28 protein-coding genes are annotated in these 26177 nt (G+C 72.6%); 12 read left to right on the top strand and 16 right to left on the bottom strand.

From position 1 onward, the window contains the following. Nucleotides 1–61 precede the first annotated feature (61 nt). Genes LPA41_RS09485 through LPA41_RS09475 form a run of 3 tightly spaced genes read left to right on the top strand, consistent with a single transcriptional unit; the run spans nucleotide 62 to nucleotide 1913 of the window. On the top strand, nucleotides 62–562 hold the full coding sequence (locus LPA41_RS09485) for a DUF1990 family protein (protein WP_229069681.1): 501 nt from the start codon (nucleotides 62–64) through the stop codon (nucleotides 560–562). Beyond that, nucleotides 559–1335 (top strand): MBL fold metallo-hydrolase, encoded by a 777-nt coding sequence (locus LPA41_RS09480; protein ID WP_229069680.1) that lies wholly within the window; start codon nucleotides 559–561, stop codon nucleotides 1333–1335. The genes LPA41_RS09485 and LPA41_RS09480 overlap by 4 nt, the downstream gene beginning before the upstream one ends. Beyond that, nucleotides 1335–1913: a DedA family protein gene (locus LPA41_RS09475; protein ID WP_229069679.1), complete on the top strand. Its 579-nt coding sequence runs from the start codon at nucleotides 1335–1337 to the stop codon at nucleotides 1911–1913. Before LPA41_RS09480 ends, LPA41_RS09475 begins: the two co-directional genes overlap by 1 nt. A 15-nt stretch (nucleotides 1914–1928) precedes the next feature. On the opposite strand, the gene LPA41_RS09470 is transcribed toward LPA41_RS09475, so the two are convergent. Further along, the gene (locus tag LPA41_RS09470; protein ID WP_229069678.1) at nucleotides 1929–2855 is read right to left on the bottom strand and encodes a serine hydrolase; all 927 of its coding nucleotides are present in this window, start codon (nucleotides 2853–2855) and stop codon (nucleotides 1929–1931) included. Nucleotides 2856–3000: 145 nt separating this feature from the next. On the opposite strand from LPA41_RS09470, the gene LPA41_RS09465 reads away from it, so the two are divergent. After that, nucleotides 3001–4041 carry a hypothetical protein gene (locus LPA41_RS09465; protein ID WP_229069677.1) on the top strand — a complete coding sequence of 347 codons (1041 nt, stop codon included), beginning with the start codon at nucleotides 3001–3003 and terminating at the stop codon, nucleotides 4039–4041. 649 nt (nucleotides 4042–4690) lie between these two features. On the opposite strand, the gene LPA41_RS09460 is transcribed toward LPA41_RS09465, so the two are convergent. Beyond that, nucleotides 4691–5722: a S1 family peptidase gene (locus LPA41_RS09460; RefSeq protein WP_229069674.1), complete on the bottom strand. Its 1032-nt coding sequence runs from the start codon at nucleotides 5720–5722 to the stop codon at nucleotides 4691–4693. A gap of 220 nt (nucleotides 5723–5942) precedes the next feature. Next, on the bottom strand, nucleotides 5943–6491 hold the full coding sequence (locus tag LPA41_RS09455) for a winged helix-turn-helix domain-containing protein (protein WP_229069672.1): 549 nt from the start codon (nucleotides 6489–6491) through the stop codon (nucleotides 5943–5945). 182 nt (nucleotides 6492–6673) lie between these two features. Between LPA41_RS09455 and LPA41_RS09450 the strand changes: the two genes are divergently transcribed. Both LPA41_RS09450 and LPA41_RS09445 read left to right on the top strand, forming a co-directional pair. After that, entirely contained in the window at nucleotides 6674–7174 is a 501-nt protein-coding gene (locus LPA41_RS09450) for a flavin reductase family protein (protein ID WP_229069670.1), read from the top strand. A 17-nt stretch (nucleotides 7175–7191) separates the two neighbouring features. Then, complete coding sequence (locus LPA41_RS09445; RefSeq protein WP_229069669.1) at nucleotides 7192–7674, top strand: NAD(P)H-dependent oxidoreductase; 483 nt, start codon at nucleotides 7192–7194, stop codon at nucleotides 7672–7674. A 28-nt stretch (nucleotides 7675–7702) separates the two neighbouring features. Here LPA41_RS09445 and LPA41_RS09440 read toward each other — a convergent pair whose 3' ends face one another. The 4 genes from LPA41_RS09440 to LPA41_RS09425 are packed head-to-tail and all read right to left on the bottom strand — an operon-like array spanning nucleotide 7703 to nucleotide 11985. Then, the gene (locus LPA41_RS09440) at nucleotides 7703–9208 is read right to left on the bottom strand and encodes a S8 family peptidase (protein WP_229069667.1); all 1506 of its coding nucleotides are present in this window, start codon (nucleotides 9206–9208) and stop codon (nucleotides 7703–7705) included. A 31-nt stretch (nucleotides 9209–9239) separates the two neighbouring features. Continuing rightward, complete coding sequence (locus LPA41_RS09435) at nucleotides 9240–9878, bottom strand: response regulator transcription factor (protein WP_229069664.1); 639 nt, start codon at nucleotides 9876–9878, stop codon at nucleotides 9240–9242. Further along, entirely contained in the window at nucleotides 9875–11026 is a 1152-nt protein-coding gene (locus LPA41_RS09430; protein WP_229069662.1) for a sensor histidine kinase, read from the bottom strand. The genes LPA41_RS09435 and LPA41_RS09430 overlap by 4 nt, the downstream gene beginning before the upstream one ends. A 5-nt stretch (nucleotides 11027–11031) precedes the next feature. After that, the gene (locus LPA41_RS09425) at nucleotides 11032–11985 is read right to left on the bottom strand and encodes a hypothetical protein (RefSeq protein WP_229069660.1); all 954 of its coding nucleotides are present in this window, start codon (nucleotides 11983–11985) and stop codon (nucleotides 11032–11034) included. A 111-nt stretch (nucleotides 11986–12096) separates the two neighbouring features. On the opposite strand from LPA41_RS09425, the gene LPA41_RS09420 reads away from it, so the two are divergent. The 3 genes from LPA41_RS09420 to LPA41_RS09410 all read left to right on the top strand — a co-directional run bounded on the left by LPA41_RS09420 (nucleotide 12097) and on the right by LPA41_RS09410 (nucleotide 16132). Then, nucleotides 12097–13584 (top strand): hypothetical protein, encoded by a 1488-nt coding sequence (locus LPA41_RS09420; RefSeq protein WP_229069658.1) that lies wholly within the window; start codon nucleotides 12097–12099, stop codon nucleotides 13582–13584. Next, a complete protein-coding gene (locus LPA41_RS09415; protein ID WP_255689448.1) occupies nucleotides 13581–14573 on the top strand; it encodes an NTP transferase domain-containing protein in 993 nt (330 codons plus the stop codon). Before LPA41_RS09420 ends, LPA41_RS09415 begins: the two co-directional genes overlap by 4 nt. A gap of 743 nt (nucleotides 14574–15316) precedes the next feature. Then, nucleotides 15317–16132: a pectate lyase gene (locus LPA41_RS09410; protein WP_229069656.1), complete on the top strand. Its 816-nt coding sequence runs from the start codon at nucleotides 15317–15319 to the stop codon at nucleotides 16130–16132. Here the strand turns inward: LPA41_RS09410 and LPA41_RS09405 are convergent. The 4 genes from LPA41_RS09405 to LPA41_RS09390 form a co-directional block, all read right to left on the bottom strand. Next, nucleotides 16123–16797, bottom strand: a complete 675-nt coding sequence (locus LPA41_RS09405; RefSeq protein ID WP_229069654.1) for an HAD family hydrolase — start codon at nucleotides 16795–16797, stop codon at nucleotides 16123–16125. The genes LPA41_RS09410 and LPA41_RS09405 overlap by 10 nt on opposite strands. 123 nt (nucleotides 16798–16920) lie before the next feature. Then, nucleotides 16921–17844 (bottom strand): GlxA family transcriptional regulator, encoded by a 924-nt coding sequence (locus LPA41_RS09400; protein ID WP_229069653.1) that lies wholly within the window; start codon nucleotides 17842–17844, stop codon nucleotides 16921–16923. A 7-nt stretch (nucleotides 17845–17851) separates the two neighbouring features. Continuing rightward, entirely contained in the window at nucleotides 17852–18436 is a 585-nt protein-coding gene (locus LPA41_RS09395) for a cysteine hydrolase family protein (RefSeq protein ID WP_229069651.1), read from the bottom strand. A 97-nt stretch (nucleotides 18437–18533) separates the two neighbouring features. Further along, on the bottom strand, nucleotides 18534–20204 hold the full coding sequence (locus LPA41_RS09390; protein WP_229069649.1) for a DUF6194 family protein: 1671 nt from the start codon (nucleotides 20202–20204) through the stop codon (nucleotides 18534–18536). Nucleotides 20205–20251: 47 nt separating this feature from the next. On the opposite strand from LPA41_RS09390, the gene LPA41_RS09385 reads away from it, so the two are divergent. After that, entirely contained in the window at nucleotides 20252–20977 is a 726-nt protein-coding gene (locus tag LPA41_RS09385; RefSeq protein WP_229069647.1) for a MerR family transcriptional regulator, read from the top strand. 48 nt (nucleotides 20978–21025) lie between these two features. Here the strand turns inward: LPA41_RS09385 and LPA41_RS09380 are convergent, their stop codons facing one another. The 4 genes from LPA41_RS09380 to LPA41_RS09365 all read right to left on the bottom strand — a co-directional run bounded on the left by LPA41_RS09380 (nucleotide 21026) and on the right by LPA41_RS09365 (nucleotide 24073). Continuing rightward, a complete protein-coding gene (locus LPA41_RS09380) occupies nucleotides 21026–21445 on the bottom strand; it encodes a PRC-barrel domain-containing protein (RefSeq protein ID WP_229069645.1) in 420 nt (139 codons plus the stop codon). A 77-nt stretch (nucleotides 21446–21522) separates the two neighbouring features. After that, the gene (locus LPA41_RS09375; RefSeq protein ID WP_229069643.1) at nucleotides 21523–22449 is read right to left on the bottom strand and encodes a sugar kinase; all 927 of its coding nucleotides are present in this window, start codon (nucleotides 22447–22449) and stop codon (nucleotides 21523–21525) included. After that, nucleotides 22446–23084 (bottom strand): bifunctional 4-hydroxy-2-oxoglutarate aldolase/2-dehydro-3-deoxy-phosphogluconate aldolase, encoded by a 639-nt coding sequence (locus LPA41_RS09370; RefSeq protein WP_229069641.1) that lies wholly within the window; start codon nucleotides 23082–23084, stop codon nucleotides 22446–22448. Before LPA41_RS09370 ends, LPA41_RS09375 begins: the two co-directional genes overlap by 4 nt. Before the next feature lie 101 nt (nucleotides 23085–23185). Next, on the bottom strand, nucleotides 23186–24073 hold the full coding sequence (locus LPA41_RS09365; protein WP_229069639.1) for a hypothetical protein: 888 nt from the start codon (nucleotides 24071–24073) through the stop codon (nucleotides 23186–23188). 52 nt (nucleotides 24074–24125) lie between these two features. Between LPA41_RS09365 and LPA41_RS09360 the strand changes: the two genes are divergently transcribed. Then, a complete protein-coding gene (locus LPA41_RS09360; protein ID WP_229069637.1) occupies nucleotides 24126–24407 on the top strand; it encodes a DUF1707 domain-containing protein in 282 nt (93 codons plus the stop codon). Here LPA41_RS09360 and LPA41_RS09355 read toward each other — a convergent pair. Then, complete coding sequence (locus tag LPA41_RS09355) at nucleotides 24379–24948, bottom strand: hypothetical protein (protein ID WP_229069635.1); 570 nt, start codon at nucleotides 24946–24948, stop codon at nucleotides 24379–24381. The genes LPA41_RS09360 and LPA41_RS09355 overlap by 29 nt on opposite strands. Before the next feature lie 232 nt (nucleotides 24949–25180). Between LPA41_RS09355 and LPA41_RS09350 the strand changes: the two genes are divergently transcribed. Then, nucleotides 25181–26065, top strand: a complete 885-nt coding sequence (locus LPA41_RS09350; protein WP_229069633.1) for an NADP-dependent oxidoreductase — start codon at nucleotides 25181–25183, stop codon at nucleotides 26063–26065. The last annotated feature ends 112 nt before the right edge of the window (nucleotides 26066–26177 follow it).

Here is a 26177-nt window from a genome sequence, read left to right as displayed (position 1 = left end):
AAGTGTGCCGGAGACCAGGCACCCCGGCGACCCGGGAGACCCGTGCGGGCACACTGCAAGGGTGACCGAGCTGACCTATCCCCACGTCGGGGTGACCCGCACCGGCCCGTTGCCGGCGGGCTACCGCCATCTGCGATACCGCACCCGGATCGGCTCCGGCACGGACACGTTCAGCCGTGCCGGCGAGGCGATTCTCACCTTCGGCATGCACCGGGCCACCGGCGCCCGGATCACCGCTGACGCCGGCCGCGCCACGCCCGGGGTGCAGGTCACGGTCGGCCTGGGGCCGCTGCGCGCGCCCTGCGAGGTGGTGTGGATCACCGAGGATCAGCGACGGGCCGGTTTCGGGTACGGGACCCGCCCCGGTCACCCGGCCAGCGGCGAGGAGGCGTTCGTGGCCGAACTCGACGACACCGGTGACGTGTGGTTCACCGTGACCGCGTTCAGCCGGCCCGCCGGTGTCCTGATGCGGCTCGGCGGCCCGGTCGCGGTTCTCTTCCAGCACCTGTACGCACGTCGGTGCGGCAGCGTCCTGCGCCGTATGGTTACCGTTACCCCGTGAGCACGACATCGGTCACCTGGTGGGGACACAGCACCGTCTGGCTCGCCGACTCCGGCGTCCGCCTGCTCACCGACCCGGTGCTCACCGACCGTCTCGCGCACCTGCGCCGGATGGCCGGTCCGGCGCCCGTGCTGCCCGGCGCGCCCGACGCCGTCCTGCTGTCGCACCTGCACGCCGACCACTTCCACGCGGCTTCGCTGAAGGCGGTGCCCGGCTCGCCCCCGCTGATCGTGCCGCGCGGCGCCGGCGCCTTCGCCGCCAGAGCGCTGGGCCGGGAGGCGGCCGGGCGAGTGGTGGAGCTCGCTCCGGGCGAGGAGACGACGATCTCGGGCGTACGGGTCCGCGCCGTCCCCGCCCGCCACGACGGCGGCCGCGGACCCTGGTCGCGGGAACGGGCCGTCGCCATGGGCTTCGTCGTGGAGGGCGCCACCCGCACGTGGTACGCGGGCGACACCGGCCTGTTCGACGGCATGGGCGAACTCGGCCCGCTCGACCTGGCCCTGATCCCGGTCGGCGGCTGGGGTCCCACTCTCGGCGCGCACGGTCACCTGGACCCGGTCGACGCCGCCGAGGCCCTGCGCCGGGTGAAGGCGTCCTGGGCCGTTCCCGTGCACTACGGCACGCTGTGGCCGATCGGCATGGGCCGGGTCCGCCGGCACATGTTCGACGGTCCCGGCGCCCGGTTCGCCGAGGAGGCGGTGCGCACGTCGCCGCAGACCCGGGTCCGGGTGCTCACCCACGGCGAGACACTGGCCCTGGAGCCGGCACCGTGATGGCCGAACTGGCGACCCTGGGCTGGCTGTTCCTGGTCGTCGCCTTCGGTGCGATCGTGCCGGTCGTGCCGACCGGGGCCGCGGTCAGCGGTGCCGCCGCCCTCGCCTTCCACACCCACCCGATCACCGTGCTCTTCGTGCTGGTCGCCGGGGCCGCCGGCGCGTACGTCGGTGACCTGGTGATGTATGCGATGTGCCGGCGTGGCGGCGAGAGCCTGGCCCGGCGGCTGCGCTGGCTGCGCGACGAGGAGCGGCTCGCCGCGGTCAAGCACCGCCTCCAGGAGAAACAGGTCCCCGTCCTGCTGGTCTCCCGGCTCATTCCGGGCGGCCGCGTGCCGGTGCTGCTGGCGGCCGCCTTCGCCGGTCTGCCCTGGCGCACCTTCGTGGTCGCCAACGCGCCGGCCTGCGCGCTCTGGTCGGTCGTCTACGCCATGATCGGCCTGGCCGGCGGTTCCATCTTCCCGGAGCCGTGGCAGGGCGTGGTGGCCGCGATCGTCCTGATCCTGGTCGTCAACCAGTCGATGACCTGGATCAGCCGGTGGCGCGCGGCCCGGCCCAGCGCGACAGGCGTGTCCTAGTACTTCAGGTGTGTCCTAGTACTTCAGGTGTGTCCTGGTCAGCTTGGCCGCCTTCTCCACCACCTTGATCCCGGCCGGCATCGTCTTGTTCAGGTGCGACAGCACCGCGATCGAGACGTCCGTGTCGCCGCCGGTGACCCGGCCGACCGAATTGATGATCCAGAGGCCGTTCTCGGTGGACCGGGACAGCCAGCCGTTCTTCACGGTGGCCTTCTCCCCCGCCTTCGCCGCCGCCGGGACACCCCAGTCCTGATCCTCGGCCACCGTGCTCATCAAGGTGTTCGCGTATTTCCGGGAGCTCGCGTTCAGCTCACCGTCCTCGTCGACGAGCGCGTCGAGCAACTTCACCTGATCCTTCACCGTGGTCCGGGTCAGGCCCCAGGAACTGCTCACCTTGGTCTGGGTCAGGCCGAGCCGCTTGTTGCAGGCACTTATCGCGCTCGCCCGGCCGAGCCGGCTGAACAGCGACGTGGTGGCGGCGTTGTCACTGAGCCGGATCATCTTCTTGGCGAGCGCGTCCTCAGCCCCGGTCACCTTGCGGTCCTTGTCCTGCGCGGTGAGCAGCAGACACGCCAGGACCTGCACCTTCACGACGCTGGCGGTCTCGTAACGCTCGTCACCGCCGAACGAGTACGTCTGGCCGGTCGTCCGGTCGAGCACCGCGACAGAGAACTCGGGGACCGTGGCCGCGTACTTCTTCAGCGCCGCGTCGAGGGCCTTCACCCGCTTCTTGCGCTCCTGCGCGGCCAGTTCCTCCGGGCTGGGGCCGGTCGGGGTCGGTGACACCGCCGGGGACGGGGCCGCGGCCTGCTGGAACGTGCCGACCAGAGGCAGCGCGCTCGCGCCTGGGTCGTCGCCGGTCATGCCGCGCGCCACCAGCACCGCGCCTCCAAGAATGCCGACGGCGGCCACACTCAGGATGAGATTCCGGGTACGTCGCACCCATGCATACTGCCGTGCCAGTGCCCCCCGATGCCCACCGGAACCCGGTGGAATCCGGAAGAGTGGCCCACTTTCGACCGTACGCCAGCGAACCCGCACGGTCCGTCACCGATCTCGGATGCGCGGTTGGCGCATGATGGGAGACATGGCTTTCCTCCTGTCCCTCACCCGCGCCGCGTTCGCCGCCCCCGCGGCCGCCGCCGACCTCACCCGGTCCGCGATCGGCCAGGTGATCGAGACGGCCGCGACCGCCGCGACCATCCCGGTCCGCGCGGTCGGCCTGATCGGGCAGGCCGAACTCCTGATCAACCGGGTGAACCTCGCCGTCGCCCAGGCCGAGGACCTGATCACCCGGGTCGGCGCGATCGCCACCAGCGCCGAGACGACCGTCGCCGAGGCACGCGCCATCGCCACCGCGGCCTCCCTCACCGTCCAGGAGGCCACCGCCATCTCCGCCGCAGCCGGCGACGTGGTCCGCCGGGCCGCCACCACGGCCGACGCCGCCGGCACGATCATCGACTCCGTCTCCGGCATCACCGCCGACGCCTCCCGCGCCATCGGCGAGGTCTCCACGATCACCACCGCCGCCTCCCGGGCGATCGGCGAAGTCTCCACGATCACCACCGACGCCTCCCGGGCGATCGGTGAGGTCTCCACGATCACCACCGACGCCTCCCGGGCGATCGGTGAGGTCTCGTCGATCACGGCCGAGGCGTCGCGTGCCGTCGGCCAGGTCTCCGGGATCACGGCGGCCGCCTCCAAGGCGGTGACCGAGGTCGCCGGGCTCACCGGCTCCGCCCGCGAGATCGTCACCACGGCCGCCGGCGTCGCCGGCCACGCGGAGGCCGTGGTCAAGCGTGCCGACACGGTGGCCGGCGAGGTCGATTCCCTGCTCGGCGACTACGCCGGCACCCTGCGCCAGGCCGCCCCGCTCGCCGCCCGCTTCGTCTCCGAACTCACCCCCGACGAGGTGACCGCCGCCATCCGCATGGTCGACCAGCTCCCCGAGCTGCAGCGGCACCTGATCAACGACGTGATGCCGCTGCTGAGCAAACTCGACCAGGTCGGCCCGGACCTGCACAAACTCCTCGAAGTGACCGAGGACCTGCACCTCGCCATCGCCGGCCTCCCCGGCCTCAAACTCCTCCGCCGCCGCGGCGAGGAGCGCGTGAACGACGACGCCTGAACGACGGGCATTGCCCCCGGACTGCGCTCACGGTCACGGGGGTCCGGGTGGCGTTGTGGATCTGCTAGCGGTGCGAAATCGCGGTTTTGACCCCTTGATCACAGCGATTTCGTAGCGCTAGCAGATCCACATCTCGCCACGGGCGGCGAGCCGGCCACCGGGGCGACCGGGGGCGAGTCCGGCCACCGGGGCGACCGGGGGCACGGGTTGATGTGTGGGGCATCGGCTGGATGGTGAACGGGGTGCGATGCCTGCGGGGGCGAGTCGGCTCAGCGTGTGCGATCGGGCAGTGCGGCATACCGGATCTAGCCCACCGACCAGTCCCCGGCGGGGGACGATCAAAAGGTAACGGGCCAGAGACCGGGCGGCTCGACGTTCGAGGTCGACGCGCTACACGGGCTCCGATCAGGAGAACGGTCGCGCCGCCTGGCAGTTCATGACCACGCCGCAACCCTTCGGCGGCCCGGAGAGAGCACGGCAGGCCACCCCGGGCAAGCACGGCAGGCCACCCCGGGCAAGCACGGCAGGCCACCCCGGGCAAGCACGGCAGGCCACCCCGGGCAAGCACGGCAGGCCACCCCGGGCAAGGGTGCGGGCAGCAGGAATCCGGCGCCCCAGTGGGGGCGCCGGATCCGTTGCTCACCGAGGATCAGAAGACCGAGACGCCGTAGGCGCTCAGGGCTTCGACGACCGGCTGGAAGTACGTGGTGCCGCCGCTGGTGCAGTTGCCGCTGCCGCCCGAGGTCAGGCCGTGCGCGGTGTTACCGGAGTAGAGCGGGCCGCCGCTGTCGCCCGGCTGGGCGCAGACGGTGGTCCGGATGAGGCCGGTGACCGAGCCCTCGGCGTAGTTCACCGTGCTGTTGAGCGCGGTGACCCGGCCGGAGCGGGTGCCGGTGGTGGAGCCGCGGCGGTAGACGGTGGCGCCGACGGCGGGGGTGGAGGCCGAGGCGATGTCGATGTTGGTGCCGACGCCGCCGGTCTTGGTGATCGTGGTGTTGGTGTAGCGGACGATGCCGTAGTCGTTGCCCGGGAAGCTGCTGCCGGCGGTGGTGCCCAGCGTGACCGAGCCGTTGTTCCAGCTCGACGTGCCGCGCGTGCAGTGGCCGGCGGTCAGGAAGTAGTTGGTGCCCGCGCTGTTGCGCACGTTGAAGCCGAGCGAGCAGCGGCCGCCGCCGGAGTAGATGGCGTCGCCACCGGAGATCCGGATGCTGAGCTTGCCGGAGACCGTCTCGATGCGGGCGGCGTCGCCGAGCTTGGCGACGGTGGCCTTGACGGCGGCGAGCTTCGCGCCGGTGACGGTCTCGTCGACGGAGACGACGACCTGGTTGCTGACCGGGTCGACGGCGAACGCCGTGCCCGGGGTCTTCAGGCTTGCCTTGAGGCTGTCGTCGGCGGCGGCGAGGGCGGCGCCGCTACGGGTCACGTAGCGGGGAGTGGCGCCGGCGGACTTCACCTCGGCGGCGGTGGCGGCGTCGGTCACGTTGACGACGAGTTTGCCGCTGGAATCCAGATAGGACCCGGCATCGCGTACGCCGAGGCGGGTGTCGAGGGTGGCGGCGAGGGTGGACGCGTCACCGGCGGGGGCGGCAACGGCGGTGCCGGGCATGGCGGCGAGTCCGCTGCCGACGAGAATGCCCACTGCCAGGCCGACGATCGGCCGGCGCAGCTTCGGGTTGAGCACGGTTCCTCCCAGGGGGACGGGTAGGTCTGGTACACCGGTCCGGCGCACCCGTGCTCGCAAGTATTTAAATCGATCAATCCCCTGTAAAGGCTTGGATTGGATCACCAAATGCGGGGTAAGTCCGTGCTGAGCAGGCAATACAGCTGCCCCATACCGTCGGCCTATGACCCTTTCGGGATGAATCAGTGATGAACGAGATTTGTCCGGGGAAAGAAGCGCGTCACCTGTCCACGACCGTGATGGGCGCCTCGTCGGCGAGGCGGTAGCCCAGCCCGTACACCGTGGTGATGAGCTCCGGGTCCTCCAGTTTGGTACGCAACCGGCTGACGTGCACGTCGACGGTCCGGTTCGTGGTGTGCCGGTGCCCCCAGACGTGGGTGAGCAGCTGGCTCCGGCTGAACACCTGCCGCGGGTGCCGCGCCAGGAAGAGCAGCAGGTCGTACTCCAGGCGGCTGAGCTCGAGCAGGCGCCCGCGCCGGAACGCGGTCCGCGCCCGCGGGTCCAGCTGGATGTCGCTGGACGGGGCGGGCAGGGACGGCGAGGCGGGCGGGGCCGGCTCCAGCTCCACGGCCGCCACACCGGCCGCGTCCACCAGCGAGCGCAGCGCGGCGAGCACCCGTTCCCGGCCTTCGGGACCCCCCGCGATGCTGATCGTCACGGTGACCGGCGGGTCCTCCACGTCCGGGCGAGGCAGCGGATCCGGAACGGACCGCAGCCGGACCGGGCGGGGGTAGGTGGCGTGCGGGTGGGCTACGGCGAGTACGGACATCTCGGCTCCTCGGGCTGCACCTGGCGGGTCGGCGGCACCGGCCGGGGCCGGCGACGCATGGCAAGGATACATTTCCTATGTGTTAGATAGGAACTACGTCCATGGTGTCGGTCATCTCATGAAGCCTGGTGACAATCTCCTATAGGTTTACTAGGGTATGGGAAACGACTGAGGGGGACCTCATGACCGTCAGCTCACTCGTGGACTCCGAACACTTCCGCGCCCTGCTCCGCCGGCACGCCGCCGCGGTGGTCGTCGTCACCGCGCCCGGCGAGCAGCCGGCCGGCTTCACCGCCACCTCGTTCACCTCGGTGTCGCTTGACCCGCCGCTGGTCTCCTTCTGCCTGGCGCACAGCGCGTCGGCCTGGCCCGCGGTCGAGGCCGCCGACATCGTCGCCGTGCACGTGCTCACCGAGGAGCAGGAGCACGTGGCCAGGACCTTCTCGACGCGCGGGATCGACCGGTTCGCCACGCACGGCGACTGGGAGCCCGGCCCCGGCGGTGTCCCGCTGCTCGGCGGCGTGCTGGCCCGGCTGGTCTGCCGGGTGGTCCGGCGGGTCGAGGCCGGCGACCACACGATCGTGCTGGCGGCACCGGAGACGGGCGCGGTGCACGACGACCGGGCGGCGACGCCGCTGGTCTACCACGACGGTTCGTACCACAACCTGCGCAGAGCAGCCTGAGAGCGAGAAGGAAGATCGTGACCGGAATCGTCGTCATCTCCGGCAACCCGCGTGCCGGGTCGCGGACGTCCACCCTGGCCTCGGCCGTCGGCTCGGCCATCGCCGGTCGGCTCGGTGCCCCCGAACCGCCCCTGATCGAGGCAGGTGCGATCGGGAGCGGCCTGCTCACGCCCGGCGACCAGCGGACCCAGGCCGCCCTGGCCGCGATCACCGACGCGAACCTGCTGGTCGTGGCCACGCCCACCTACAAGGGCAGCTACACCGGCGTCCTGAAGGTGCTCCTCGACCAGCTGCCCGCGCAGGCCCTGGCCGGCAAGCTGGCCGTGCCGGTGGTGACCGCCGGGGTGGCACCGCAGGCGGCCGCCGCCGAGGCCCTGCTGCGGCAGTTGCTCGTCGAGCTCGGCGCGATCACGGTCCGCCCGGGGCTGCCGGTCGTCGAGGCGGATCTGGCCGAGTCGGTGGCGATCGCCGAGAAGTACGCGGGCGCGCTGGACTGGTAACCGGCCCGCCGCGGTTCATGAGCCGGGTTCAGAGGACGGGGCCCGCGACCGGCGGCGTCGGCACCGGGACCGGGACCGGGACCGGGACCGGGACCGGGACCGGGACCGGGACCGGCGGGATCTCCGGGGCGGGAGCGACCACCGGGATCACCACCTGGCGAGTGACGGACTGCGGCACGTAATCGGTGAACCGGACCGTGACCGTACGCTCCCCGGCCGCCCCCGGAGTTCCCGAGAGCACACCGTTCGGGGCGAGCTTCAGACCCGCGGGCAGGGTACCCCCCACCAGCTTCCAGGTGCCGCGCCGGCTCGCGGCCAGGGCCAGCCGGCGGGTGTACGGGACACCCACGGTCGCCGTGTCCACCCGGGCGGTCGTGATCACCGGTGCCTTCGGTGGCGCCGGGACGAAGAGCAGCCGGTCGGGAGCGCCGGCCCGGGAGGTGACCTTGCCCTTCGTGGCGTCCGCGACGAGCCGGTCCCGGACCTGCGCCGGGGTCAGCGCCGGGTTCGCGTCCAGCAGCAGGGCGGCGGCACCGGCCACGTGCGGTGCGGCCATCGACGTACCGTTCCAGGTCGCCTTCGCGCTGTTGCCGTCCGCGGTGGCCGAGGTGATGCCCACGCCGGGCGCGAAGATGTCGACCACGCTGCCGTAGTTGGAGAACGACGCCCGCCTGTCCGCCCGGTCGGTGGCCGCCACCGTGATCGCCGCAGGCAGGCCACCCGGGCTGGTCAGCGACGCGTCCACGTTCTCGTTGCCGGCGGCCGCCACGAACGTCACGCCGGACTTGATCGCCGCACCGACCGCCTGCTCCAGGGCCGGGCTGTAGTCGCCGCCCAGGCTCATGTTCGCGACCGCCGGCCGCACCGCGTGCCTGGTAACCCAGTCGATGCCGTCGATCACGTCGGAGAGCGTGCCGGCGCCCTCGCAGTCGAGCACCCGTACGCTCACCAGCTTCACCTTCCTGGCGATGCCGTAGGTGCTGCCACCCAGCGTCCCCGCCACATGGGTGCCGTGCCCGTTGCAGTCGTCGGCCTTGGCGTCGCGGCCGACGAAGTCCCAGCCGTACGAGGCCCGCCCGCCGAACTCCCGGTGCGCGGTCCGGATCCCGGTGTCGATCACGTACGCGTGCACCGAGTCCCCGTCCGCCGACGGCCGGTACGTCTTCGACAGCGTCCGGCCACGCTGGTCCACCCGGTCCACGTTCCAGGACGGGTTGCCGGTGAGTCGCAGCACCCGGTCCTTCTCCACGAACCGGACCGCCGGGTCGGCCGCGAGCCGCCGCGCCTCGCCGGCCGTCAGCTCGGCGGCGTACCCCGGGTATCCCTGGAACCGGTGCAACACCCGGCCGGCACCGGCACTCAGCGTGCCGGCGGTGCTCAGGGTGCCGGCGGCACCGGGCTGCTGCCGGAGAGTGACCACATAGCGATCCGTCGGGGCGGCAGAGCTGGCGGCCCGGGCCGGCGTGGGCGCGACGAGAGCGGCCGCGACGGCGACGGTCGCGGTGAGTGCCGGCCCCAGGATCCACTTGTGCATGCCGCCGGTATCGGCTGCCGCCCCGGGCCGGTTAAGAACCGTCCTGGTTGCGAACGGCGAGCAGAGCGAGTCGTACCCGGTTCGCGGTGCCGGTCTTGGACATCAGCGCGGTGATGTGGGTCTTCACGGTGGTCACCCCGATGTGCATCCGGTCGGCGATCTCCGCGTTGCTCAGCCCCTCGCCGACCAGGTCGAGCACCTCGCGCTCCCGCGCGGTCAGCCCGTCGATCCGGGGCGCCGGCGCCGGCTTGGCGTCGACCGCCCGGCGTACCAGCCGGCGCAGCACGTCCTGGCTGTACGGGCTCTCCCCGGCCGCCGCCTGCCGGATCCCGTTCAGTAACTCGATGGGCGGGGCGTCCTTGAGCAGGAACCCGCACGCGCCCGCCTGCAACGCGGGATAGAGGTGGTCGTCGTCGCCGAACGTGGTGAGCACCAGCACCCGCGCCGCCGGCCGGGCACCGACGATCCGGCTGGTCGCGGTGATCCCGTCGACGCCCGGCATCCGCAGGTCCATCACGATCACGTCGGGCGACAGCCGGGCGGCCAGCTCCACCGCGGCCCGGCCGTCACCGGCCTCACCGACCACCTCCAGGCCGGCTTCGGCGTCGCAGAGCATCCGCAGCCCGGCCCGGACCAGCTGCTGGTCGTCCACGAGCAGAACCCTGATCATGCGGTCTCCCCCGGCAGCACGGTCGCCACCCGCCAGCCGGCACCGGCCGGTCCCGCACTCAGCACGCCGCCGAGCACCTCCACCCGTTCCCGCATGCCGGTGATCCCGTGCCCGCCGCCGGACGGCACGTCGACCCGGGCGGAACCGTCGCCCGAGTCGGCCACCTCCCACCTCAGGTCGGCGCCGTCGATCGCGACCGTCAGCCGCGCCCGCGCCGAGGCGCCGGCATGCTTCGCCACGTTGGTGAGCGCCTCCTGGGTGAGGCGCAGCACGGCCAGGGCGCGGACCGCGTCCAGCTCGCCGACCGCCGGATCGATCTCCGCCTCCACGATCACCCCGGCGCGTCGTGCGGTCTCCACGGCGCCGTCGAGCGCGGCGGGCAGGGCTGAGGGATCGATTGCGGTGAGTGCCGCGTCCCCGCGTACGCCCTCGGGGTCCCGCAGCACCGCGACCAGCCGCCGCAGATCCGTCAGGGCCGCCGTCCCGGTCCGGTGCACGTCGTCGAAGACGGCTGTCACCTCCGGATCCTGGCCGGGCAGCACGTGCCGCGCCACACCCACCCGCAGCACCATCGACGCGACGTGATGCGCGACCACGTCGTGCAGCTCGCGGGCGATCGCGCTGCGTTCGTCGGCCCGCGCCGCTCGCTGCTCGGAGAGCATCCGGCGCTCGTTCTGCACGCCCAGCTCGCGGGTGGTCCGGACGACCGTGCCGATCAGCACCGGCAGACCCAGGTTGATGCAGAGGCCGACGAGCGACTGCGTGAGGTCGATGTCGCGGGAGGCGCTGCAGATCACGTAGACGACGGCGACCAGGGCGACGTTCACCCAGAGGTACGCGGCGCGGGGCGCCCAGAGCGCCACCTCGCCGATCGCCCACGCGGTGCCCACCTGGTTGATCGTCGGATCTTCGAGGACCGCCAGGGCCACCCCGAAGAGGCTGGTCTGCACCAGCAGGTTGATCGGCGGCCGGCGGTGCAGCAGCAGTCCGGCGGTGAAGGCGAGGACCGCGAGCGCCCACTGCGTGCCGGTCGGCGGCCGCCCGGTCTCCCGGCTGATCAGCAGCAGGTACGTCACGCCGCTGAGGTTCAGCAGCAGCATCCGGGTGAACGTGTGCCGGATGTCGAAGAGACGCCCCCACCGACCCATGTCGATCAGCCTAGACTTCCGGCCGCCGCGCGCCCCTTGCGGAGGACCACCGCGGTCGCGGCGGCGGTCGTCGCGGCCAGGGCCGCGTACGCGATCAGGGTGAGCCCGTCCGGCGAGAGCAGCGGTTGCGCCCGCAGCGCCTGCCAGGTCAGAAGAAGAACGAGTACGGCGTACGCAGCACCCGCGACCCCGATGAGGCGGACACGCGTCACGTCGCCGAGGGCAACGCGATACCGCGTCGTGGCGGTCCGGCGCCGGTCGAACCGGCTGAGCAGGTACGCCAGGATCGGCAGCGCCTGCAACGCGTGCAGCCCGACGAAGTGACCGATCCGCAGGTCGCCGCCGGTCGTGCTCCACCCGGTCAGCGGCATGCCCGGCCCGCCGTCCGGCACACCCACCGCGTGCGCGCCGGGCGCCTCCGGGACACCGCCCTGGGTGGTCATCAGGAAGGCCACGGCCATGCCGAGCAGCGAGATCAGCAGGCCCAGCCGGATCGACCAGGCCAGCGCCCGGTCCGGGATCCGCTGGCGCAGCGCCGTCACCGCGATCAGCAAGTGCGCCAGGAACAGGATCATGATGGATGTGCCCATCGCCGACCAGAGCATCGCGTCCAGCGGCGTGGCGATGTTGTAGTGGCTGGTCCGCCCGCGGATCACCTGCGCCACGATGATCGTCAACTCGATCACCGAGACACCGACGATGACGACGCCGGCCCATTCGGCGGGCCGGCTGCGGCGCGGCAGGACCGACAGCAGCCAGGCGATGGTCCAGCCGTAGACGACGAACGACACGGCGAACTTGAACGGCTTCGCCCAGATCGGCACGCCGGTCAGCATCCGCGGATCGACGAGCATCCCGACGGCGGCCACGACGGCGAGGGCCGCCGACGCGACGGTGAGCGCGAGCAGGGCCCGGTTCTGCCGAACCGGGCTGCGGGTGGCGGATTCGACGATTGTCATATCGGTAGCCTCGCGGCGCGGGGACCTCCGATCGCCCGACCGGCGGCCGCTGTTCCGGCCGGTCGGCGGAGTCCGTCTCCTCCTCTGGTAGGAGACCGCCATACTGGCGCGGTGACCCCCCTCACGGACTTTCCGACCGACGACTCCGGACGTCGCAGCAGCAACTCCTTCGGCCGTTCCGTCGTCGCCGACGCCCTGCACACCACCGACCCGGCCGCGGCGGCCGCCGCCGAACGCGAGACCGACTGGCGGCGCGGCTACCCGCGGCACTTCCGCGCCCTCGTCGAGGCCGGGCTGTCCGCGGACGGCTCCGCCGCGTACGAGATCGCCGAGGCCGGCCTCGCCTCGGTGCAGGCCCGGATGCGGTACCGCCGCGACGACGGCGAGTTCACCCTGGCCCAGGCGCTGATGGCAGCACCGGGACATCCACTGGAGACGGTCGAGGTGACCGGCACCGGCACCGCGGAGAAGGAACTGCTCGTGCCGTACCGGGGTGAGCAGTTGCGCGGCGACACCCTGCACCGGCGGCTCGACGCGTGGGTGGCCGCCGGCGTGGTCGAGGAGTCGGTCGCCGAGGCGGTCCGCGAGGTGGCCGCGAACCCGGACTGGCTGGACCTCGGTGACCAGCACCTGGTCGCGTTCGGCGCCGGCGCGGAAATGGGCCCGGTCGCGTCCGTCCTCGGTTGGGGCGGCACCGTCGTCGCCGTCGACCTGCCCCGCCAGGACCTGTGGGAACGCACCGCCGCCCTGGCCTCGAACTCGGCCGGCCGGCTGCTCGCCCCACTCACCGCCACCTCCGGCCCGGTCGCCGACCCGGTCGGTGCGGCCGACCCCGGCGCGATCCCGCAACCGGTCGCCGGGGTGCCCGGCGTCGACCTGCTCAGCGACCTCGGCGCGGTGGCGCAGTGGCTCCTCGGCTTCGACGAGCGGCTGATCCTGGGCAACTACGTCTACGCACCCGGTGCCGCGTACCCGAAACTGGCCGCCGCCCTGGACGCCCTCGTCATGCACGTCCGGCACCAGCGGCCGGAGACCGCACTGGCCTTTCTCGCCACGCCGACCGACGTCTACGCCGTGCCCGCCGAGGCCGTCGCGCAGAGCCGGTCCCGGTTCGCCGCACGCTCCTACCGGGCCCGCGCCGGTGCCGCCCTGTCCGGCGGCACACTGCTGCGCCCGAACTACCCGTACGACGTAGAACCCGGCATCAACGACAGCCTGGTCCCGCAGCAGGGCCCGAACTACGCGCTCGCCAAACGCATCCACCGCTGGCGGGCCACGGTCGCCCGCCGCGACGGCGTGGTCAGCTTCGCGGTGGCCCCGCCGACCCGGACCCGCTCGGTGCTCAGCAACCGCCTGCTGGCCGCGGCGTACGCGGGCGCCCACGTCTTCGACGTCGAAATCTTCGAGCCGGCCACCGCGAGCCGCCTGATGGCCGCCCTCCTGGTCCACCAGATCCGCCGCCCCCGCCCGGCAGCCGCAGCCGCCTGGCGCGACGAGGCCACCGCCGCGGCACACGGCGGCCTGTGGCGAACCGGCTACCACCCGCGCACCGCCCTGCCCCTGGCCGCCGTCCGCGGCCTGCCGGCTTCCCGCTCATGAGCGCCGAGCCCCGGATTCCGGCCGCGAGCACCGAGCCGGCGGTTCCCCACGCGGCGGCCGGCACCGTTGCCGAGCCGGCAGTCCCACATCCGGCCGCAGGCAGCGCCCCCGAGCCGGCAGTCCCACATCCGGCCGCAGGCAGCGCCCCCGAGCCGGCAGTCCCACATCCGGCCGCAGGCAGCGTCCCCGAGCCGGCAGTCCCGGATTCGGCGGCCGGCGGCGTTGCCGGGCTGGTGCTCGCGGCCGGTGCCGGTCGCCGCTACGGCATGCCCAAAGCGCTCGTCGAACTCGACGGCCGTCGACTCGTGCAGCACGCCGCGGACACCCTGCGCGCGGCCGGCTGCGACCACGTCCTGGTCGTGCTCGGTGCCGCCGCCGACCAGGTCCGCGCCACAGTGCCCGGCCTGCCCGCGACGGTGATCAACCCGGACTGGACAACCGGCATGGCGTCCTCCCTGCGAACCGGCCTCGCAACGCTGGCCCCACCGGCGCCGGCCTCCCTGTCGCTGGCCTCCCTGGCGCCGGCCTCACCTGCACCGGCCTCACCAGCACTGGACTCACCTCCGCCGGCCTCCCCAGCACTGGACTCACCTCCGCCGGCCTCCCCAGCACTGGACTCACCTCCGCCGGCCTCGCCCCTGCCGCCGGGCGGGAAATCCCGCAGCTCCGCAGAGCCGGGCGGGTTCGCGGCAGTGGTCGTGCTTCTCGTGGACATGCCGGGCGTCACCGCCGAGGCGGTTCGCCGGATCATCCGGCACGCCGCCCCGGACGCGCTGGTCATGGGCGGTTACGAAGATCGGCGCGGGCATCCCGTCCTGCTCGGCCGGAACCACTGGGCCGGGGTCGCGGCGACCGCGACGGGTGACCGCGGCGCCCGCGACTACCTGCGCACCCGGGACGTCCTCGTGGTCCCGGTCGGTGACGTCGCCGACGACCGCGACATCGACCACCCCGACGACCTCGCCGGCCCCAAACCTGCGACCGCCTAGACAACCGCAACCGCCCGCCGTGCCGTGCCGTGCCGTGCCGTGCCGTGCCGTGCCGTGCCGTGCCGTGCCGTGCCGTGCCGTGCCGTGCCGTGCCGTGCCGTGCCGTGATCGTCGTCCAGCCGCTACCGCCCGCGCATCAACCCGCGCCCCGTCCCGGCCCGGTCTCGCCGGAAGTGCTCTCCTGACGAGAAGTTGATCTGCTAGCGCTACGAAATCGCTGTGATCAAGGGGTCAGAACCGCGATTTCGCATCGCTAGCAGATCAACAACGCCGCGCGGACCCAACGCAGTCGATCGCGGCTACTGCCTCAAGGACCGCAACAGGGCCGAAGGCAAGCAACACTCCGCCGCCGCGTCGACATCCCGCGCCACGCTCCACACCAGAACCTGACTACCAGCACAAATCGGTTGGAAAGCGCCCACTTGCCGATGACAAGACCATAGGGACGCCCCCGCCCGCACGACCACGGCCGCCGCGCGCACGACCGCCCCTCGCGCGCACGACCGCCCCTCGCGCGCACGACCGCCCCCGCGCATACGACCGCCCCCGCGCACGACCGCCCCCGCGCCCACGACTCCAACCCGCCCCCGCAGGCACGACCACAACCGCCCCCGCGCGCACGACCACAACAGTCCCCGGCGACCGGGATCCCTCCGGCGGCGGCCGGCCGGACCGACCCCCGCGGACGCCGCCGGAAACTGAGCAACCTTTTCGCGCGGAACGACCACTGAGCCTTCGACAGCATGATCGACGGTAGGAAAGGCTTGACGGTGTTCAACAATCTGCGGAAGCGGTGGCGGGCCGGCGTGGTGGCGGTGGCGGCTCTCGGTCTGGGGCTCGGCGCGGTCGTCCACACCCAGGGTGCCTCGGCGGCGTCGTGGCCGAGTGCCACCGGCACGGTCAAGCTGACCAGCAGCAAGACGGTGTCGGGCACGCTGGACGGCGGGTTGAAGCGATACCTCGGCAGCGGCGCCCTGGGCGGTGACTCGCAGGAAGAGGGGCAGGACCCGCTTTTCGTGCTGGCCGACGGCGCGGTCCTGAAGAACGTCGTCATCGGCTCGCCGGCCGCCGACGGCGTGCACTGCAAGGGTTCCTGCACGCTGCAGAACGTGTGGTGGGAGAACGTCGGTGAGGACGCGGCCACGTTCAAGGGCGGTTCCAGCGCCAAGTACGCGGTGTCGGGCGGTGGCGCGCGGTCGGCCGACGACAAGGTGTTCCAGCACAACGGTGGTGGCACGCTGACGATCAGCGGTTTCCAGGTGAGCGACTTCGGCAAGCTGTACCGCTCCTGCGGCAACTGCTCCACGCAGTACAAGCGGTCGGTGGTCGTGAAGAACGTGACGGTCGCCGCGCCCGGCAAGAGTCTGGTCGGGATCAACAGCAACTTCGGTGACACCGCGACGCTCTCCGGCATCACGATCACCGGGGACAGCAAGAAGAAGATCTCGATCTGCGACAGGTTCACCGGCAACAAGACCGGCAAGGAGCCCACGAAGACCGGCAGCGGCCCGGACGGCACCCACTGCAAGTACACGACCGCGAACGTCACCTACAAGTAGGCGCCCAGTTCACGCAGCGTGGCGATCCGCTGCCGCTCCTCGGCCGGGCCGGTGCCGGCCCGGTCGAGGTGCACCGCGCGCAGCCCGGCCGCCCGCGCCGCGAGCACGTCGAAGGCGTGGTTGTCGCCCACGCTGAGCACCGACCCGGGTTCCAGGCCCCATCGCTCGCAGGCGAGACGGAACGCGTCCGGGTCGGGCTTGGCGACACCGAGATCGTCGGGAGTGAAAACCGTTGCGATGTCGTGAAAACCCATCCGAGTCAGCTTCCCGCGCTGCTGGACGGCGCTGCCGTTGGTCAGCACCGCGACCGCCGGGCCGGCCGAGGCAACCGCGGCCACCGCGGCGGCCGCGTCGTCGTACGCCTGATAGCCCGCCTCGTAATGGGTCAGATAACCGGCGAAGACCTCGTCCAGCGCGGTCCACTCGTACGCCACCCCCACCGCCGGCAGGAAATCGCGGAGCCGCCGCCGGCGCTGCTCGCTGAAGGTGACCTCCCGTCGCCCCCAGGCGACCAGGTGCCGCTCGGCGATCTCCTCCCAGAGCTCAACCGTTGCCGCCGAGCAGGTGACGCCGAGTGACGGCAGCCAGGCGGTGAGGGCGGCCGTGACCGACGCCTCATGGTCCCCGAGCGTGCCGTCAAGATCGAAGAGAACGCCGCGCACCATGCCGCCAGCCTAAAGCCGCACGGCCAGCTCAAAGCCGCACGGCCAGCCCGAGGCCGCACGGCCAGCCCGAAGCCGCCCAGCCAAGCTCCAGCCGCACGTCGGGGCTCAAGCCGCGCGGGGGCGTCAGGCGGCTGGTGCCGCGTCCGGCTGGTCCTCGCGGGCCCGCAGCCGCCGCAGCATCCGGGCGTCGCCGAACCCCACGGCCCGGGCGGCGGCCTCCACCGTGGAGCCGTGGCCGATCAGGTAGCCGGCGCGTTCCAGCCGGAGCTGCTGCTGGTAGCGCAGGGGTGTCCGCCCGGTCGCCGCCGTGAAGAGCCGGGTCAGGGTTCGTTCACTCACCCCGGCCGCGGCGGCCAGCTCGGCCAGCGGCAGCGGGGCGGTGAAGTCGGCGTCGATCCGGTCCTGCACGCGGTGGACCACGTCGCTGAGGTGCGCGCGGTGCCTCAGCATCATGCTCTCCTGCTGCTCGTCGCCGTTGCGCCTGGCGTAGACGACCATCTCCCGGGCCACCCGCGCCGCGACCGCCGGCCCGTGCCGCAGCGCCACCAGGTGCAGTGCCAGGTCGATGCCGCTGGCGATGCCCGCGGACGTGACCACCCGGTCGTCGGAGACGTAGAGCACGTCGCGCAGCACGGTCGCCGAGGGGTAGCCGCGGGCCAGGCGCTCCTGCAGGTCGTGGTGGGTGGTGCAGCGGCGACCGGCGAGGAGCCCGGCCCGGCCGAGCGCGTCCGCTCCGGAGCAGACGCTGGCGACCGTGCCACCGGCGGCGTGGTGTGCGGTGATCCGGTCCAGGGTGGGCTGCGCGAAGTACCCGTGCCCGGTGCGCCAGCCCGGCACCAGCACCAGGTCGCCGGTGGTCAGCTCCGGCCACCGGGTGTCGGCCTGCAGCACGACGCCCTGCCAGGTGGGCACGGCCGGCGACTCGGCGACGTAGTCGAGCGTGTAACCCGGCGCGGTCGAGAAGACCTGCGCCGGGCCGGCGAGGTCGAGCAGGTGCACCTGCGGCGTCAGGACGAAGACGACCCGGCTCGAATCCCGCGTGCTCACGATCCGGTCACTCCCCGATGATCTCCGCGACGGTCCGGACGGTGGCGAAGCGACCGGCCAGCGCATAGACGGTCCGGGCCGAGACGTCCGCCGCCGACAGCGTACGCGGGTCGGCCAGCAACTCCTCCACACTCTGCTCGGCCGGGGCGTCCGGGTGCGGGATCGGGTTGGTGGCGGTCGCGTCGAGGGCGAACGTGACGTCGTACCCGAGGTCGGACGCGACCCGGGCGGTGGTCTCCACGCACTGCTCGGTGCGCAGCCCGCAGACCGTCACCGAGCGGATCCCGGCGGCCGTCAGACGGTACTGGAGGTCGGTGCCGGTGAACGCGTTGTGCACCCGTTTCACCAGCACCGGCTCATCCGCCGCCGGCTTCAGCTCGTCCATCACACGCACGAACCCGCTCTCCGGGTCGAAGACGTTCCCGGTGCCGGGCTCCTCGTGCAGCACCCAGATCACCGGGTCACCGGCGGCCCGGGCGGCGTCCACGAGCCGGCCCACATTCGTCACCACCGCGGGGTTGTCGGTGGTCTGCCAGAGCGGCCGGGCCCGGAACGATTCCTGTACGTCGATCACGATGAGTGCTGTCGTCATACGTACGATCCAACGCGGCCGGCGGCGGCCTCAGAAGGCACCATCCGGCCCGCGGGCGGAACGATCCGGTCACGACTCGGAAGAGCGCGCCGCCAGCTTACGCGGGTTCCGGCCGCCCCGCGGCGTGCCGGGAGCGTGCGGTGGACGGGGCGCGTGCGGCGGACCGGGACCGTGCGTACTCCAGGAGCCGCGCGATCTCCGCCGCCGTGGCCGGCCCCGGGTTCACCACGCTCCCCCAGCCCTGCACGCCGTAGGCCGGGTGCGGCACGAACCGGTCGGCCTCGGTGAAGTCGATGCCGGACCGCCGCTCGGCCAGTTCCTCCGGACCGAAACCGAACATCCGCCGGAACTCGTCGCGGCCGAGTTCGAGGTTGAGCCGCCAGGCGTACGGCCGATCCAGCCGCGACTCCGTGTCGAAGCCCGGGACGTCGTGCCCGACGATCGTGGCGAACGGCCGCATCCGGTCCTCACCGGCGAAGAAGAACCGGTCGCCCCAGGTGTACTCGGGCATCCCGGAGTCTGGTTCGATCCGGGTCGCCGCCACGCCCGGCAGCGCCAGAATCCGGGCCGCCATCTCGCCGGCCGGGTCGTCACCGGTGCCGACGTGCAGGATCGCCTCGCACGCCGTCACCGTCCCGGCGTCCAGCGGGAAGTACCGGAGTTCGTCCGTCACCCGCTCCTCCCCCGTCACCTGACCGGGTTGGAACAGTCCGGTCCCGGCGCCCAGCCGGCCCTCCATCGACGCCGGGCCGGGCGCGTCCAGGCCGAGCGCGGGGCTCGCGCCGAGACTCCCGGCGACGAAGACGTAGCGTTCGCCGATCAGGGACGCGACGATCGACCCGGCGCTCGGCCATTCCAGGTCCATCCCGGCCAGCACCCAGGTGCTCGGATGCCGTTGCAGGTGCCGGTTGTGCGCGAAGACCAGCACCGGGCCGCGGTCGTGCTCGGCCTCCAGGATGTCCAGCAGGTTCTGGGCCATCAGCGCGTCGCGCGTGCCGAGCAGCCGGCGGACCCGCTGGTCCTGCGGCCCGGCGACGGCGGCGACCGCGTGGTAGCGGAGCAGGCCCAGCGCCGCCGTGCCGTGGATCCGGGCCCGGTGCCAGTCCGCGACGGAGGTCTGCCGGATCAGGCGCGGCGCGTCCCCGTACAGCCGGGTCAGGAGATCGTCGGCAAGAGCGCGCAGCGCGGCAGCCTCGGGTGACCCGCCGGGGGATCGCGCCGCGTCCATGACGGCCGCCGATTCGCTCCACCGCGCCTCATCCCCGAGCAAGCCGTCCAGGCCGTCCAGGCCGTCCGTCGCCGCCGGAACACCCAGGTAGTCGCGGAGGTGCCGCAGATGGGGCCCGGGGCTGGTGGCGTGCATCATCTCCAGCGGCGCGTCGAAGCCGTGGAACGACAGCCGGTCCGCCGCCGGCCGGTCCGCGTTCCAGGCGCGCATCCACTCGACGAGTTCCCGATTGCCGGCGAGGTGGCCGAGGCCGTGACTGAGACCGGACGGCAGGTCCAGGCTGTCGGTGCGCCACCGCACGTAGTCGTCGACGGCCAGGGCGGCGACCCGGTCCGACTCGATCGCGACGGATCGGAAGCCGTGCCCGGCGAGGGTCCGCAGGATCTGGTTGCGCAGGCGCGGGAACGCGGGCTCCAGGTGGGTCGGCTCCCCCAGGGCCAGCAGCCGCGGCCGGTGTGCCGGCAAAAGGCCGAGCAGGCCAGGTTCGAGTAGGCCAGGTTCGAGTAGGCCGGGTTCGCGCAGGTCGGGTTCGAAAGCCATGACCTTCACCGTATCGTTGAACTTGCTGTTGAGGGTTGCGCCAGGAGATGCACGAAGGAGTCGGGCTGAAGTCTCAAGAGCGCGTCCACCGGCCCGCGGATCTGGCCCGGGCGCACGGGCTCTCCGCGCAGGCGGTGCGCAACTACGAACGTCAGGGTTGCCTGCCACCGGCGGCGCGGACCGCCGCCGGCTACCGGATCTACACGGACCAGCACGCCGCCGCGCTGAGCGCCTATGTCGCTCTCATCCGGGGGTACGGGCATCGCACCGCGGGCGTGATCATGCGGGCGGTCCTCGGCGACGACCAGGAGGAGGCGTTCGCCGCGATCGACGAGGCCCACGTGCAGCTCCGGCGCGACCGGGAGACGTTGCGGGCGGTGTCGGCGGCGGTGACCGTCCTGGCCGGGCAGCCACCGGCGGCGCCCCTGAGCGGTGGCGGCCCGGTCACCGTCGGCGTGCTCGCCCACCGCCTCGGTGTCACCGCGGCCACCCTGCGCAAATGGGAACGGGCCGGGATCCTGACACCGGCCCGCGACGGCGGCCGGCGGGTCTATTCGGCCGAGGACGTCCGCGACGCCGACCTGGCGCACCTGCTGCGGCGCGGCGGCTATCTGCTCGGCCACATCGCGGCAGTGGTCCGGCAGGTCCGCTCGGCCGGCGGTCCGGAACCACTCGCCGGTTCGCTGGCCGGCTGGCAGCAGCGGCTCACCGATCGGGCGCGGGCCATGCTGATCGGTTCCGGCCGGCTGGCGGCGTACCTGGAGCAGACATGACGCCGCCCCGCCCGTGGGGGTTACGGGCGGGGCGGCGGCTCCGGGCGGTCAGCGCGGGTTGTCGCGGTAGTTGCCGGTGTAGTAGTCACCGACCTGCTCGCGGTACTCCGGCGTCTCGAACGTGTCCTTGTCGTACTCCGGAGAATGCTTGATCTGCTCCTTCGTACGGTCCACGTAGACCTTCCGGTCCGTGTGGTCGACGTTCTGCACCGTGCCGGCCGGAAGAATCACCTTCCGCCCGAAGATCCACGGTCCGGTGTCGACCACCAGGTAGGCGCTGCCGACGTCGTAGCTGGCCTGGTCGATCGAGCCGATGTGCCCATCGGTGGCCTCGACCTTGAACCCGACCAGGTCCACGCCGACCCGCCCGGTCTCGTCGACGGCCTCGACGCCAGCCGGGTCGGCGGTGCTCCCGGCCACGGTCTGCGGATCGCGCCACGACCACGGGGTGAACGGCGTAGGTTGCATCACGGCCTCCTCGAGATCGATGAATGTGCCGCTGCGGATGTCCTACCCCGCCGCCCGCCGGCGAAACAATCGCCTGGTCAGCGGTTGATGTCGCCCCCGGAGAGAGCGGCCAGGTCGGCCCGGCTCGGCGCGCCCTCACAGTCACCGGGAACGGTCACCGCGAACGCGCCGGCCGCGATCGCGGTGCGCAACCGGTCCGGCACGGGCGCACCGGCCAGCCGGTCCGCCAAGTACCCGGCCACGAACGCGTCACCGGCGCCCACCGGGTCGATCGCCGTCACCGGCAGCGCCGGCACCGAGTGCCGGGAACCGTCGATCGACGCCACGCAGCCCCGCGCGCCGTCCTTGACGATCACCTCGGTGGGCCCCAGCCCGGCCAGTCCGTCGACCGGGTCCGCGGAGTCCACGAAGATGGCCGCCTCGTCCGGACCGGCGAACACCACGTCGGCCCGGCTCACCAGGTCGCGCAGCACCGGTGCCGCGTCGAACCGGGACCAGAGCTTGCTGCGGTAGTTGACGTCCACCGACACCGTCACGCCCGCCGACCGGGCAGCCTCCACGGCCGCGAAGACCGCCGCGCGGCAGGTGTCGCCGAGGGCCGGGGTGATGCCGGTGACGTGCAGGACGGCGGCCGCCCGGATCTCCGCCTCGGGCACGTCGGCCGGGGTGAGCCGGGAGCCGGCGCTGCCGGCCCGGTGGTAGTCGGCGTGGATGAACTGGCCGGACCGGCGGTACCTGATCATCAGGCCGGTGTGCGCGTCGTCGGCGACGGCCAGGACGCGGACCCCCGCGGAGCGCAGCCGGGACGCGATGAGCGCGCCCGTCGCGTCCGGGCCGAGACGGCCCAGCCAGGTGGCGTGCCCGCCCAGCCGCGCCACGCCGATCGCCACGTTGCTCTCCGCACCGGCGACGCCGAGGGTGAAGCCCCGGGCGTGCTCCAGCGGACCGATGCCGTCGGCGACGAAGATGCCCATCGACTCGCCGAAGGTGAGCAGTCCGGTCATGAGCGGGCGAAGTTCACGGCGTCGACGGCGTGCCGGGCACGGGCCGCGAGCGCGGTGAGGCTGCCGCCGGTCGCGGCGTCACCGACCAGCGGGCCGCCGACCCCGACCGCGACCGCGCCGGCCTGCAGCCACTTCGCGATGTCGTCCAGGCCGATGCCGCCGGTGGGCAGGATCCGGACGTCCGGCAGCGGTCCGCGCAGGTCCTTGAGGTAGCCGGGTCCGAGGCCACCGGCGGGGAACAGTTTGATCAGCGGGGCGCCGGAGCGGTGTGCGGCGTACACCTCGGTCGGGCTGAACGTGCCCGGGTAGAACGGGACATCGGGCCGCAGCGGCAACGACACCGGCGAGACCAGGAACGACGCGCCGGCGTCGACGGCGGCCTTCGCGTCGTCGTCGGTGAGCACGGTGCCGGCGCCGACCCGGACCGTCTCGGGCAGCTGGCGGCGCAGCCCGGCGATGGCTTCCAGGGCGCCCTGCGAGGTGAGGGTGATCTCCAGGGCGGTGACGCCGGCCGCGACGAGCACGTCGGCGATGGCGGCGAAGGCGGAGGCGGTCGGTGCCCGGAGGATCGCGACGAGGCCGGCGTCGGCGATGGCGGCGGAGACAGGGTCGAGGGGTGCACGATGATCGGTCACCCCCCGATCCTGCCGGATCCCCCTGGTGGCGAAAAAGCCTCCGGATCCCGCCGGTGACGAAAAAGCGCTGGTAACGAAAAAGCGCTGGTGACGAGTGAGCCTCAGGCGCCGAGCAGGCGGCCGATCGTGTCGACGATGTCGGCGTAGAAGGTGCCGCCGATGCTGCGGAACAGCTGGAACGGCTTGTCCGGGCTGCCGAAGAACGGCCGCAGCGTCCAGGCGAGCTGGGTGCCGACGAATCCGAAGAGCAGGATCCAGATGTGCAGCAGGGTCATGCTGGCCGGGCGCTCCCCCGGCGGCAGCTCGACCGGCGGCGGGCGGTGGCCGATCTGCGACAGCGGTTTGACGCCGGGCGGGAACGCCGTGACCGATCCGTTCTCCCGGGCCGGCGCCTCCGGGCCGGCGGCGACCGCGGCGCCGACGAGGGCCGGCTCCGGCTCGGCGGCCGGGACGGCGGCCGGCGGCGCGGCGAGCGCGTGGGCCACCCGTTCCTGGTGGTCGTTGAGTGCCCGCATGCCCGCCGTCAGGAACCGCAGGCCGACGATCGCTGTCAGCACCAGGATGCCCACGTTCAGCAGCTTGAAGAAGAGGTAACTCTGCGCGGTGATCAGGAAGAACAGGCTGATCGGGGCGAATGCCAGGGTCAGCACCGCGGTCACGGTGATGGTCACCATGATCAGGGTGAGTGCCTGGAGCACCGACAGTTTCGCCCCGAAGACCAGGTTGAACAGGTAGAGCGTGGGCAGGCAGATCGCGAGGGTCGCCAGGAAGAGCAGCGGCAGCTTCACGAACGACGAGACCGCCTGGAGCGCGCCGTTGGAGGCGCCCAGCACCGCACCGTAGAGCGCGAGACTGACCGTGGAGCTGATCAGCATCTGCAGGGTCAGCTGTTTGAGGTCGCGTTCCTCGATGATCTGGCGCCAAATCCCGTCGCGGTCACGGAGAAGCCTCTCGATCACGAGCAGGCTGCTCCCGGAGGGGTTCGCCATCAGCACTCCCGATGTCTTCAGGGGGAAAGTCCGCAGAGGCTACCCTGTCGCCGTGAACGACCCCACACTTAGGGCCTCCGATGCGGAACGGCAGCGTGTCGTCGTGCTTCTGGAGGAGCACACGGCCGCCGGACGGCTCACCCTCGACGAGTACGCGGAACGCGTCGACCGCGTGCTGGCCTGCCGGACCCACGGCGACCTCGCCCGGGTCACCGCCGACCTGCCGGTGCAGCAGAACCGGCCGGCCGACGACAACCGTCACCTGCTGTGGGCGTTCCTGGTGGCCGGGATCGTGCTGGCGCTGTTCACCGTGGTCCTGACTCTGGCGCGCTGACCGCGTCCGGCTCGCCGACCGGCCGCCGGAAGAGGCCGTTGCGCGCCGCCGGCACCGGCGGCATGTCGGTGATCTCCAGCTCGTCCCGGATCGCCGCCTCGAACTGCTGCATCACCAGCGGCACCTGGGTGAGCAGCTCCCGGAAATGGGTGCGCGGCTCCACTCCGACCACCCCGGCCGGGTTCATCTGCTCGTGCAGCCGTTCCAGCTGCAGGTGCACGGCGAGGGCCGCCGAGCGCACCGGGCCGGAGGCGAGCAGCCGCACCGACATCAGGGCCGGGCCGATCTGGTCCATGTAGGTGAGCGGGTCGGGCACCTTGTCGCCGGCGTCGTACGCGCTCCGGAGGCGATAAGTGGCCCGCTCGAAGGCGGCGAGCAGCTGCACGTAGGCGGTTCTGCGCTCGTCGTACCACGCTCGGGTACGACGGCGCCGGTTGAGCAGATTGTCGGTTCGTGCGGCGGCGAGGTGCGCGGCGCCGGCCCCCGCGAGGGCGAACACGACGGCCACCAGGGGAAGGCCCCACCACGGGATCTGAGACACGCGAACACCGTATCGACCCGGCGCCCCGCGGTCTGTCACCCACACCCCCGGGACAGTGTCGCGTCGATGGCCTTCGCCGCCTCCTCGGCCGCCCGCGTCGGGCCCAGCAGCCAGCGCCGGGTCACCGTGCCTGCTGCGTACGGTCACCGCGGCCGACGCCACCGCGACCGCCTCGGCGGCCCGCGTGCACAACGCTTGACCTCAAGCCGAGTTGAGCTTGCAGACTGCCGCCATGAGAGCTGTCGTCTTCGACCGGTACGGCCCGCCCGACGTCCTGCGCATCGCCGAGCTCCCCGACCCCGAGCCCGGACCGGGCGAGGTGCTCATCGAGGCGTACGCCGCCGGCGTGCAACCTTTCGACATCGCGGTCCGCACCGGCGCCATGCCGTGGGTGAAGGCCCACTTCCCGCAGCAGATCGGCCAGGAGTACGCCGGTGTCGTCGTGCGCGGCGACGGATTCGAACCCGGGACGCCGGTCCTGGGCTCGACGATGCTCAAAGCCGTGGCCGGCCTGCTGACGGTCCCCGCTTCCGATGTCGTCGTCAAGCCTGACCACCTGGACTTCCCGGTCGCCGCCGGCCTGGTGGCGGCCTCGCAGACGGCGAGCGGCGCGCTGCTGGAGATCGGGGTGTCGGCCGGCGACGTGCTGCTGGTGCACGCGGCCGCCGGCAGTGTCGGCACGATCGCCACCCAGCTGGCGCGGCGGGCCGGCGCCACGGTGATCGGCACGGCCCGGCCGGAGAACCACGACTACCTGCGGGAGCTGGGTGCCGTACCCGTCGCGTACGGCAACGACCTGGTCGCAGCGGTCCGCGCCACCGGCCTCGCGCCCACCGTCGCCCTGGACGCCGCCGGCGGCGAGGCGATCGCCCAGTCCGTCGAGCTGGGCATCCCCGGGGACCGGGTCGGCACGATCGTCGACGACAAGGCGGCCGCCGAGCACGGCGCGCGGGTGGTCCGTGCCGGCCGGTCGCCGCAGCGCCTGGCGGAGGTGATCGCGGTCCCGGGCCTGCGGATGCCGATCCGGATGTTCCCGTGGGAGCGGATCGCCGACGCGCACCGCGTCGTGGAGTCCCGCCGAGGCCCCGGCAAGGTGGTCGTGACGATCGGCCGTTAGCAGCGCGGAACCCCGCGACAGCCGCCCCGGCGGGCCCCGGCGGTAGCAGCCCGGGCGCGCCCGGTTGCGGTTGTGGATCACGTGCTCAGTGCCCGGCGGGCCGCGTCGAACC

Source organism: Actinoplanes sp. DH11, assembly GCF_020873875.1.
In the GTDB taxonomy this organism is placed as follows: Bacteria; Actinomycetota; Actinomycetes; order Mycobacteriales; family Micromonosporaceae; genus Actinoplanes.
This window is presented reverse-complemented; position numbering and strand designations above follow the sequence as displayed.